The sequence below is a fragment of the Mycobacterium sp. 852002-50816_SCH5313054-b genome, assembly GCF_001667185.1.
Taxonomy (GTDB): domain Bacteria; phylum Actinomycetota; class Actinomycetes; order Mycobacteriales; family Mycobacteriaceae; genus Mycobacterium.
The window spans coordinates 24719-32528 of record NZ_LZIC01000062.1; the positions used below are offsets into that span (position 1 = coordinate 24719).

The 7810-nt window shown below is 69.6% G+C and carries 6 protein-coding genes and 1 pseudogene; 5 read left to right on the forward strand and 2 right to left on the reverse strand.

The genetic code is table 11. The features are described from left to right. Nucleotides 1-24 precede the first annotated feature (24 nt). A complete protein-coding gene (locus tag A5787_RS13065; protein WP_066967109.1) occupies nt 25-978 on the forward strand; it encodes a heme A synthase in 954 nt (317 codons plus the stop codon). Here the strand turns inward: A5787_RS13065 and A5787_RS13070 are convergent. Next, on the reverse strand, nt 928-1578 hold the full coding sequence (locus A5787_RS13070) for a hypothetical protein (RefSeq protein ID WP_066967112.1): 651 nt from the start codon (nt 1576-1578) through the stop codon (nt 928-930). The two genes, A5787_RS13065 and A5787_RS13070, sit on opposite strands and share 51 nt — an antisense overlap. A gap of 19 nt (nt 1579-1597) precedes the next feature. Between A5787_RS13070 and A5787_RS13075 the strand changes: the two genes are divergently transcribed. After that, on the forward strand, nt 1598-2572 hold the full coding sequence (locus tag A5787_RS13075; RefSeq protein ID WP_066967115.1) for a quinone oxidoreductase: 975 nt from the start codon (nt 1598-1600) through the stop codon (nt 2570-2572). 3 nt (nt 2573-2575) lie between these two features. Here the strand turns inward: A5787_RS13075 and A5787_RS13080 are convergent, their stop codons facing one another. Next, nucleotides 2576-3505: a heme o synthase gene (locus tag A5787_RS13080; protein WP_066967118.1), complete on the reverse strand. Its 930-nt coding sequence runs from the start codon at nt 3503-3505 to the stop codon at nt 2576-2578. A 256-nt stretch (nt 3506-3761) separates the two neighbouring features. Between A5787_RS13080 and tkt the strand changes: the two genes are divergently transcribed. From tkt to A5787_RS13095, 3 genes and pseudogenes are all read left to right on the forward strand, one after another. Next, nucleotides 3762-5852 carry a transketolase gene (gene tkt, locus A5787_RS13085; RefSeq protein WP_066967121.1) on the forward strand — a complete coding sequence of 697 codons (2091 nt, stop codon included), beginning with the start codon at nt 3762-3764 and terminating at the stop codon, nt 5850-5852. Nucleotides 5853-5867: 15 nt separating this feature from the next. Continuing rightward, complete coding sequence (gene tal, locus A5787_RS13090; RefSeq protein WP_066967124.1) at nt 5868-6989, forward strand: transaldolase; 1122 nt, start codon at nt 5868-5870, stop codon at nt 6987-6989. Next, nucleotides 6986-7738, forward strand: a pseudogene (locus tag A5787_RS13095) (glucose-6-phosphate dehydrogenase); the annotation flags it as partial. The gene tal and the pseudogene A5787_RS13095, both read left to right, overlap by 4 nt. Nucleotides 7739-7810: the final 72 nt, after the last annotated feature.

The window sequence follows — 7810 nt, forward strand, 5'->3', positions numbered from 1 at the left end:
TTGTCGTTGGCTTACCATCGGGCGGTGCTCGGACGAACGCTGCTGCGGTTGGTGGACCTGCTCCCCGACCCCAGCCTGCGCGTCCAGCGGGCCGTCGCCGCGCTCGTCATCCTCACCCAGGGCGGCATCGCCGTCACGGGGGCGATCGTGCGCGTCACCGCCTCGGGCCTGGGGTGCCCGACCTGGCCGCAGTGCTTCCCGGGCAGCTTCACGCCGGTGGCCCACGCCGAGGTGCCGCGGATTCATCAGGCCGTGGAGTTCGGCAACCGGATGGTGACCTTCGCGGTGGTGATCGCTGCGGCGCTGGCCGTGCTGGCCGCGACCCGGGCGCGCCGGCGCCGCGAGGTCCTGGTGTACGCGTGGCTGATGCCGGTGTCGACGGTCGTGCAGGCGGTGATCGGCGGGATCACCGTGCGCACCGGGCTGCTGTGGTGGACCGTGGCCATCCACCTGCTGACGTCGATGACGATGGTGTGGCTGTCGGTGCTGCTCTACGTCAAGGTCGGCGAGCGAGACGACGGAGTGGCCCACGCCCGGGTGGCGGGGCCGCTGCGCGCGCTCACCGCGCTGAGCGCACTGAACCTGGCGGCCGTGCTGGTCACCGGCACGCTCGTCACCGCCGCCGGCCCGCACGCCGGTGACCGCAGCCCCAGCCGCACCGTGCCGCGGCTCAAGGTCGAGATCACCACGCTGGTGCACGCGCACTCGTCGCTGCTGGTCTCCTACCTGGCGCTGCTGGTCGGGCTGGGCTTCGGGCTGCTGGCGGTGGGCGTCGGCCGGGCCATCCGGCTGCGGCTCGGCGTGCTGGCCGCGCTGGTGTGCGTGCAGGCCGCCGTCGGCACCGCGCAGTACTTCACCGGGGTGCCCGCCGCCCTGGTCGCGGTGCACGTTGCCGGCGCGGCGGCCTGCACGGCGGCCACCGCGGCGCTATGGGCCTCGATGCGAGAACGGGCCGAGGCCGAGCCGCTCGCAGGCTGATTCCACGGCCAGCGCGAAGTCGCGCTGGGCGCGCTCGCGGGTGTCGGCGTCGAGGTGCGACCACCCCAGCGACGGCGCGACGAGGTCAAGCCCCACCAGCCGGTCCCCCGCCACGTCGGCGCGCGCGTACAGCAATTCGCCCACGCCGATCCCGGCGCGTGCGGCGGCCGCCGCGATCGCGGCGTAACCGAGATCCCACGCCTCGAACTCCGGCTCGGCCGGCCAGGCGTGCGACTGCTCGCCGGCGAGAAAGATCAACGCCGACTGGGCCGTTCGGCCCGGCGCCGTCGGCACCCCGTCGTTCGCCAGGTCGCGTAGGCAGTCCTCGGCGAGGTTCCACGCGACGGCGTCCGGCGGGTTGAGCAGGTGGCGCATCCGGCGGCTCCAGCCCAGGAATTCGTCGCGGCGGTCGGCGGCGTCCGGGGCGGCGCGCAGGATGACGAGGTCTGCGCCCGCGGTCTCCGGGTCGTGCCAGGGCAGCCAGCGGGCGTGCAGCCCGCGCCGGCGCAGCGCGGCAACGAGCCCCGCGTCGCCGGGGTGTCGCGGACCGCCCGCCAGCACGATCCGCGGATGGAAGACGTCCGGTCGGGCCAGCTTCATGTCCGGGCATGATATCCCCATGCACGCAATCGAAATCAGCGAAACCGGCGGCCCCGAAGTCCTGCGCTACGTCGACGTGCCCGAGCCCAAGCCCGGTCCCGGCGAGGTCCTGATCAAGGCCGAGGCGATCGGCGTCAACTACATCGACACCTATTTCCGCTCCGGGCAGTATCCGCGGGAGCTGCCGTTCATCCTCGGCCAGGAGACGTGCGGCACCGTGGTCGCGACGGGCGATGGGGTCGACGGGTTCGCTGCGGGCGATCGGGTGGGTACCGCGGCGGCGTCCGGTGGTTACGCCGAATTCGCCACCGCGCCAGCATCTTTGACCGCCAAGGTGCCCGATCACGTGACGTCCGACGTGGCGGCCTCGGTGATGTTGAAGGGCCTGACCGCGCACTACTTGCTCAAATCCGTGTATCCGGTGCAAAGCGGAGACACCGTGCTGGTGCACGCCGGCGCCGGCGGCGTCGGGCTGATCCTGACGCAGTGGGCCAAGGTGCTCGGCGCCCGGGTCATCACGACGGTGTCCACGCCGGAGAAGGAACGGATGTCCCGGCAGGCCGGCGCCGACGACGTGCTCCCCTACCCCGACGACGCCGCCGAATTCGGCCGGCGGATCCGCGAGTTGACGGGCGGCGCCGGGGTGGCGGCGGTATACGACGGCGTGGGCAAGACCACGTTCGACGCGAGCCTGGCCAGCCTGGCCGTCCGCGGCACCCTGGCGCTGTTCGGGGCGGCCAGCGGACCCGTTCCGCCGTTTGACCCGCAGCGCCTCAACGCCGCCGGCTCGGTGTTCTTGAGCCGGCCGTCGCTGGTGCACTTCATCCGCACCAGCGACGAGTTCCATTGGCGCGCGGGCGAACTGTTCGAGGCGATCGCCGGCGGCGCCATCACCATCGAGGTCGGCGGGCGCTACCCGCTGGCCGAAGCGGCGCGCGCGCACCAGGATTTGCAGGGCCGCAAGACCACGGGCTCGATCGTGCTGCTGCCGTAGGGGCTAGAGCAGCGTCGGCAGCGCGACGACGGAGTCGAGCGCCAGCGCGCAGAACACCACCGCCAGGTAGTTGTTCGACTGCAGGAACAGTCGCAACGGCTTGACCGGCTCGCCGGCCCGCACGCCGGAGTAGAGCTGGTGGGCCATCGCCAGGAACCACACGCCGGCCGCCAAGGCGACCGCCGCGTACAGCCACCCGGTGGCCAGCGCCAGCGCCAGCGTCGCGAGCACGGTCAGCCAGGTGTAGATCAGGATCTGCTTGGTGACCTGACGCTCGGTGGCCACGGCGGGCAGCATCGGGACGCCGGCGGCCTTGTAATCGTCCTTGTAGCGCATGGCGAGCGCCCAGGTGTGCGGCGGAGTCCAGAAGAAGATGATCGCGAACATCACCAGCGCCGGCCAGCCGATGGTGCCGGTGACGGCCGACCAGCCGATCATCACCGGCATGCAGCCGGCCGCCCCGCCCCACACGACGTTTTGCGAGGTGCGGCGCTTGAGCAGCAGCGTGTAGACGAACACGTAGAACGCGACGGTCGCCATGGCCAGCAGCCCGGACAGCAGGTTCGTCGTCCACCAGAGCCAGAAGTACGACGCGGCGGTGAGCACCAACCCGAACACCAGGGCATTGCGCGTCGGCACGGCCGCCCGCGCCAGCGGCCTGCGCGCCGTGCGCTTCATCACCTTGTCGATGTCGGCGTCGGCCACGCAGTTGAGCGTGTTGGCTCCCCCGGCGGCCAGCATCCCGCCGATCAGCGTGTCGAGGATCAGCAACGGGTGCACCGTGCCACGGTGGGCGAGCAGCATCGCGGGTATCGCGGTGACGAGCAGCAGTTCGATGACCCGCGGCTTGGTGAGCGCCAGGTACGCCAGGAGCGTGCCGGGTACCCGGCTCGGTGCCTCTCGACTCGGCGCGACGCGCCCGCGAACGCTCACGCAATAACTCCTCGGGGTCGCAGCAGCGCGCAGCATCTACTACGCACGATGGTAGACCGCGTGGGAGCGGTGGCCAGCCCGCAGGGTCCCTTCGGGTGAATTTTCCCCGCATTGCCGGACTGATTGCGAGGCTCGAGCCGTCGGCGCGTAATTTTCACACCGGCCGGCGTTGGGTACCCGAGACTCTGCACTGCAAGAGCCGGCACTCCCGCATTAGGGTGAGCAATATCAGCTTGATGACCCAAGGACAGAGGCTGTGACCACACTCGAAGAGATCTCCACGCTGACCCATCCGCACCTGCCCGACGACTGGACCGAGATCGATTCGGCTGCGGTCGACACGATCCGGGTGCTCGCCGCCGACGCGGTCCAGAAAGTCGGCAACGGCCACCCCGGGACGGCGATGAGCCTGGCCCCGCTGGCCTACACCCTGTTTCAGCGCACCATGCGCCACGACCCCAGCGACACCCACTGGCTGGGTCGCGACCGGTTCGTGCTGTCGGCCGGACACAGCAGCCTGACCCTGTATCTGCAGCTGTACCTCGGCGGGTTCGGCCTGGAGCTGTCCGACATCGAGTCGCTGCGCACCTGGGGGTCCAAGACCCCCGGGCACCCGGAGTTCCGGCACACCGAGGGCGTGGAGATCACCACCGGCCCGCTCGGCCAGGGCCTGGCCTCGTCGGTCGGGATGGCGATGGCGTCGCGCTACGAGCGGGGCCTGTTCGATCCGGACGCCGAGCCGGGCACCAGCCCGTTCGACCACTTCATCTTCGTGATCGCCTCCGACGGGGACATCGAGGAGGGCGTGACGTCCGAGGCGTCGTCGCTGGCGGCGGTGCAGCAGCTCGGCAACCTCATCGTCTTCTACGACCACAACCAGATCTCGATCGAGGACGACACCAACATCGCGCTGTGCGAGGACACCGCGGCGCGCTACGAGGCCTACGGCTGGCACGTGCAGCGGGTCGAGGGCGGCGAGAACGTCGTCGGCATCGAGGAGGCCATCGCCAACGCCAAGGCCGCCACCGACCGGCCGTCGTTCATCGAGCTGCGCACCATCATCGGCTACCCGGCGCCCCACCTGATGAACACCGGCAAGGCGCACGGCTCGGCCCTCGGCGACGACGAGGTCGCGGCCGTCAAGAAGATCCTGGGATTCGATCCCGACAAGAACTTCGAGGTGCGCGACGAGGTCATCGCCCACACCCGCAAGCTGGTGGACCGGGGCAAGGAAGCCCACGAGAAGTGGCAGGCGGAGTTCGACGCGTGGGCCCAACGCGAGCCCGAGCGCAAGGCGCTGCTGGACCGGTTGACCGCCGAGCAGCTGCCCGACGGCTGGGATGCGGACATCCCCACCTGGACACCGGACGACAAGCCGTTGGCCACCCGCGCGGCGTCCGGCAAGGTGCTGAACGCGGTGGGGCCGAAACTGCCGGAGTTGTGGGGCGGCTCGGCGGACCTGGCGGGCAGCAACAACACCACCATGGACAACGTCAAATCGTTTGGGCCCCCATCCATTTCGACGAAGGACTACACCGCCGACTGGTACGGTCGCACGCTGCACTTCGGCGTGCGCGAGCACGCCATGGGCGCCATCCTGTCCGGCATCGTGCTGCACGGCCCGACCCGCGCCTACGGCGGCACGTTCCTGCAGTTCTCCGACTACATGCGCCCGTCGGTGCGGTTGGCGTCGCTGATGGACATCGACACCATCTACGTGTGGACGCACGACTCGATCGGGCTGGGCGAGGACGGCCCGACGCATCAGCCCATCGAGCACCTGGCGGCGCTGCGCGCCATCCCCCACCTGTCGGTGGTGCGCCCGGCCGACGCCAACGAGACGGCGTATGCCTGGCGCACGATCCTGGCCCGCGGCAACGGCAGCGGCCCGGTCGGCCTGATCCTGACCCGCCAGGGCCTGCCGGTGCTGGAGGGCACCGACTTCGAGGGCGTCGGGCGCGGCGGCTACATCCTCGGCGACGACGGCGGCGAGGAGCCCGACGTGGTGTTGATTGCCACCGGCTCCGAGGTGCAGCTCGCGGTCGAGGCGCGAAACCAGTTGGCGGACAGAGACATCGTCGCCCGCGTGGTGTCGATGCCGTGCGTGGAGTGGTTCGAGTCCCAGCCCGAGGAGTACCGGGACAGCGTGCTGCCCCCGTCGGTGTCGGCGCGGGTGGCCGTCGAGGCCGGGATCGCGCAGTCGTGGCACAAACTGGTCGGCGACACGGGTCGGATCGTGTCGATCGAGCACTACGGCGAATCCGCCGACTACAAGACTTTGTTCCGTGAGTTCGGCTTTACCGCCGAAGCCGTCGCGGCCGCCGCGGAACAGGTAGTGGACAACTGAGAAAGGGTGATTCACATGGCCAGTCAGAACCCCAACCTCGCGGCGTTGAGCGCGGCGGGCGTGTCCGTTTGGCTGGATGACCTGTCGCGCCAGCGACTGCAGTCCGGCAACCTGCAGGAGCTGATCGACACCAAAAGCGTTGTCGGCGTGACCACCAACCCGTCGATCTTCCAGAAGGCGTTCGCCGAGGGCGATTCGTACAACGCTCAGATCGCCGAGCTGGCCGAACGCGGCGCCGACGTCGACGCCACCGTGCGCACCGTCACCACCGACGACGTACGCAGCGCGTGCGACGTGTTGAAACGCGAATGGGAGGCCTCCGACGGCGTCGACGGCCGGGTGTCCATCGAGGTGGACCCGCGGCTGGCCGCCGAGACCGACAAGACCGTCGCCCAGGCCGTCGAGCTGTGGAAGATCGTCGACCGGCCGAACCTGTTCATCAAGATCCCGGCCACCAAGGCCGGGATATCGGCCATCACTTCCGTCCTGGCCGAAGGGATTTCGGTCAACGTCACGCTGATCTTCTCCGTGGAACGGCACCGTGAGGTGATGGACGCCTACCTGGCCGGGCTGGAGAAGGCCCGCGAAGCCGGCCACGACCTGTCCAAGATCCATTCGGTGGCGTCGTTCTTCGTTTCCCGGGTGGACTCCGAGGTCGACAAGCGGCTGGAAAAGATCGGTTCCGAGGACGCCCTGGGGCTGCGCGGCAAGGCCGGGGTGGCCAACGCCCGGCTGGCGTACGCCGCCTACGAGGAGGTCTTCAACGGCGGTGATCGCTTCGCGGCGCTCAAGTCCGACGGTGCCCGCGTGCAGCGCCCGCTGTGGGCCTCCACCGGCGTCAAGAACCCCGACTACCCCGACACCCTCTACGTCACCGAGCTGGTCGCGCCGAACACGGTGAACACCATGCCGGAGAAGACGATTGACGCGGTGGCCGATCACGGCGAGGTCAAGGGCGACACGGTCACCGGGACGGCTTCGGCCGCGCAGGAGGTGTTCGACAAGCTCGACGCCGTCGGGGTCGACCTGACGGACGTCTTCGTGGTGCTGGAGAACGAGGGCGTCGACAAGTTCGTGGAGTCCTGGACCGAATTGCTGGAGGAGACTCAGAAGCAGCTCGACTCCGCCGGCACATGAGCCCGGCGAACTCCAAGGTGGGCGCCCGCGCCGGGGCGGTGCAATGGCAAAACCCGTTGCGGGACAAGCAGGATAAGCGGCTGCCCCGCATCGCCGGTCCGTGCGGCATGGTGATCTTCGGGGTCACCGGCGACCTGGCCCGCAAGAAGGTCATGCCGGCCATCTACGACCTGGCCAATCGCGGGCTGCTGCCGCCCACCTTCTCCCTGGTGGGCTTCGCCCGCCGGGACTGGCAGACCCAGGATTTCCGCAAGGTCGTCTACCAGGCCGTCAAGGAGCATTGCCGCACTCCCTTCCGGGAGGAGAACTGGGAGCGGCTGGCCGAGGGATTTCGTTTCGTGCCGGGGGCTTTCGACGACGGCGAGGCGTTCGCCCGGCTCGCCGAGACGCTGGAGAAGCTCGACGCCGAGCGCGGCACCGGCGGCAATCACGCCTTCTACCTGGCGATCCCGCCCAAGTCGTTCCCAGTGGTGTGCGACCAGCTGCACACCTCCGGGTTGGCCCGCCCGCAGGGCGACCGCTGGAGCCGGGTCGTCATCGAGAAACCCTTCGGCCATGACCTGGAAAGCGCCCAAGCCCTGAACAAGGCGGTCAACGCCGTCTTTCCGGAGGAGGCGGTGTTCCGGATCGACCACTACCTGGGCAAGGAGACCGTGCGCAACATCCTGGCGCTGCGGTTCGCCAACCAGTTGTTCGACCCGATCTGGAACGCCCATTACGTCGACCACGTGCAGATCACCATGGCCGAAGGGTTTCTCGATGACGACCCGGCTCCAGCGGTCGCCCTGCGGGCGGCGCCGATGCCGTCGTAGTAGCCGGCC

Bases quoted from the DNA above. Each gene is read 5' to 3' on its own strand.
- A5787_RS13070 (WP_066967112.1), bottom strand. From the start codon at position 1,578: ATGAAGCTGGCCCGACCGGACGTCTTCCATCCGCGGATCGTGCTGGCG.
- A5787_RS13075 (WP_066967115.1), top strand. From the start codon at position 1,598: ATGCACGCAATCGAAATCAGCGAAACCGGCGGCCCCGAAGTCCTGCGC.
- tal (WP_066967124.1), top strand. From the start codon at position 5,868: ATGGCCAGTCAGAACCCCAACCTCGCGGCGTTGAGCGCGGCGGGCGTG.